Consider the following 2,900-nt stretch of genomic DNA (forward strand, 5'->3'; position numbering starts at 1 on the left):
ACAGCTGTATTGATTACCTTTTCCATTCTCTCAGGGGAATATTGAATGCGTTCATCGGTAGTTCCTTTAACTTTCTGCAGTAAATCTAGTCTAAGTTGTATTTTATCTACTTCCATCAACTCAGCTAATTCATCGAAGAAACTTTGCTCGGCAAATGCCAGGAAGTTTGTATAAGGTGCTCTCCAAGCCCCCGTTGTAATATTGCTCTGATATTTAGCTACATCAACCTGGTAATTTTCAATTGCACCAGCTGGAAAAAAGTTGGGTATCAGGCCATACATATTAGAGTTAATAGCCGCTTCTTTTAAATGATATCCCGTTACTTTTCCATCTTTAACAGCTGCTTTAATTCTATATTTTATTGCCGGTCTGTAAATACCATCAGCCATATCATCCTCTCGGGAAAATACAACTTTTACCGGTTTTTGGGCCAGATTTGAAATCTCTGCAGCTTCAACTGCAAAATCACCGTATAATCTTCTACCGAAACCACCACCCATCCTTGTCATCTCTAAATGAACATCTTTAAAATCACGCTCTAACAATTCTGCGATATGTTTGGCGGTTCCTTCCGGTGTTTGAACAGGTCCTACCAAATGAATCTTATCTGCGGTTACATTGGCATAAAAGTTCATTGGTTCCAAGCAGTTGTGAGGCAGGAAAGGAGATTCATAGGTTCTTTCCAAAACCTTATCTGCTTCTGCAAAGGCTTTTTTAACATTGCCGTCTGCACGGAGCGTTTCAAATTTGTTACCATCTAATAATCCCAACATCAATTTATCGTGATCTTCAGTACTTTCCAATTTTGTATCTGCTTTCCATTCTGCTTTTAAAGCCTTTTTACCCTTCATTGCAGACCAGGTGTCTTTTCCTAAAACGGCTATTTTATCACCAAATTTGAGTACTTCAATTACGCCATCTATTGCCTTAGAAGCTGAATCATCATAGGATTCCAGTTTTTGTCCAAATGCCGGTGGTCGCATTACAGAGGCAATGACCATACCCTCTGATTTATAATCTACCCCAAAAAGAGGTTTCCCGGTAATTATTTCATCGATGTCGACATTAGATGCATCGGTTCCAATTATCTTATAGTCTTTTACATCTTTAAGAGTAACTTCCTCTGGTATATCAAGGTTTGCAGCTTCATTAACAACTTCGCCATAACTCAATGTTTCTCCTGCAGCATTACTAATAACACCTTCATTAGTAGTGCATTCAGAAGGATCAACCCCCCATCTCGTTGCCGCTGCATTAATGAGCATTTGTCTTGCTGTAGCCCCTGTTTCCCTTAAGGGATCCCAGCCAAATCTGATAGACTGGCTGCCTCCGGCCACTTGGCGCGTATAATTATTAGTATCCAATACCCCTTGTTTCACATAAACGTCTTTCCATGCAACATCTAATTCCTCGGCAATAATCATTGGCATGGAGGTTTTTACTCCTTGTCCTATTTCAGGATTTGGTGAAAATATGGTCACTGCACCATTATCGGCTATTTTAATAAAAGCGTTAAAATCATGGTAGTTTAATTTTGCCAAATCAATTGGTGGTTTGGCATTTGGTTTACAAGCGTTAAATAAGTTAAAACCAATTAATAATCCACCTCCGGCCAGGGAGCTGGTTTTCATAAAGGATCTTCTGCTAAATGTTATTGATGTTTTTTGTGTAGACATTTTGACTTTTTTTGCTGGTTCACACTGCTAATTTATTGGCGGCTATTTCAACTGCTTTATAAATTCTCGAATAAGACGCACATCTGCAAATATTACCCTGCATTGCATCTTTAATCTCATTTTCAGTTGGATTGGGATTGTTTTTAAGAAATGCTGAGGCGGTCATAATCTGGCCCGCCTGGCAATAGCCGCATTGCGGAACATCAACCTCTTTCCAGGCCACCTGAACAGGATGGGTACCATCTTCAGAGAGTCCTTCTATGGTGGTTATGGATTTTCCTTCTACCTGAGGTATGGTCATGGCACAACTTCTGACAGCTATTCCATCTAGATGAATTGTACATGAACCACAAAGTGCAATACCGCAACCATATTTCGTTCCTACGAGGTTTAAATGATCGCGTAAAACCCAGAGTAACGGAGTGTCTTCACTAACTTCTACTGACTTCGATTCACCATTAATATTTAATTGATACGTTGGCATATGAATGTTTTTTAGTGAGTAATCAGAATACTTCTTAAAGTTATCAAAATTAATAAGTATATCATGCCATTTAACAATTTGTTAAATGTTAAAAGATGAAGATTTATTTAATCCTTGTATTTTTTGTTTTCAATTCTCTTTAACAAACCATTACAATATATACTTACCGGTAAATTACAGAACATTAATGATTGATAATAAAATCATATCCCAAGTCAAGCTACAAAAATTTTAAATGAGGTTTTAACAAGATTTAACAAAGTTTTTAAATCCCTTCATAATTTTAAATAAAACTGGACGTTGTGCTGTTTGAACAACAACACTTATGAAAATGAAAACTTATATTAAGCTTCTAGGGCTACAATGTGCTTTAATCCTATTCGTTTCTTGTGGTAATGCAGATGATGATGTAAATTTTGACATCAACCAGGCTGGTTCACTTGGTTTAGGTAATCCTGTAGATCAATGTCTTGACCTCGGTGAAAGCGATCTTGTCTTATCTATTCAAGATCAATTTACAACCTTACCTGGTAAGGTATCCATTTTTTTTAAAGTCTCTGACAATATCGGAAATCCGGTACCGGGATTAACTGCGGAACAATTTATCATCTATGAACAGGGAAGAAATGACGAATGTTTTAATACTATATCTGCCTCTGAGTCTTTTGCCCGTATTTCACCTAATTCTCAAATTTTTAATAACAGCACTTTATTGGTCCTCGACCTTAGTAATAGTGTAC

2 protein-coding genes and 1 pseudogene are annotated in these 2,900 nt (G+C 37.3%); 1 reads left to right on the forward strand and 2 read right to left on the reverse strand.

All coding sequences use genetic code 11. The annotated features are described in order from the left end of the window. Together WBN20_RS08690 and WBN20_RS08695 are read right to left on the reverse strand one after the other, a co-directional pair. Positions 1-1,676: molybdopterin cofactor-binding domain-containing protein (locus WBN20_RS08690; protein WP_424281399.1), on the reverse strand; the 1,676-nt coding region annotated here is incomplete at its 3' end. A 19-nt stretch (positions 1,677-1,695) separates the two neighbouring features. Next, positions 1,696-2,160 (reverse strand): (2Fe-2S)-binding protein, encoded by a 465-nt coding sequence (locus WBN20_RS08695; protein ID WP_424281400.1) that lies wholly within the window; start codon positions 2,158-2,160, stop codon positions 1,696-1,698. Between the two features lie 331 nt (positions 2,161-2,491). Between WBN20_RS08695 and WBN20_RS08700 the strand changes: the two are divergent. Continuing rightward, a pseudogene (locus WBN20_RS08700) lies at positions 2,492-2,900 on the forward strand (hypothetical protein); the annotation flags it as partial.

Origin of the sequence: Eudoraea sp., from assembly GCF_049665975.1 — a bacterium.
In the GTDB taxonomy this organism is placed as follows: domain Bacteria; phylum Bacteroidota; class Bacteroidia; order Flavobacteriales; family Flavobacteriaceae; genus Eudoraea.

Excerpts from the sequence above, each read along its gene's own strand:
- WBN20_RS08695 (WP_424281400.1), bottom strand. The coding sequence starts at position 2,160 with ATGCCAACGTATCAATTAAATATTAATGGTGAATCGAAGTCAGTAGAA.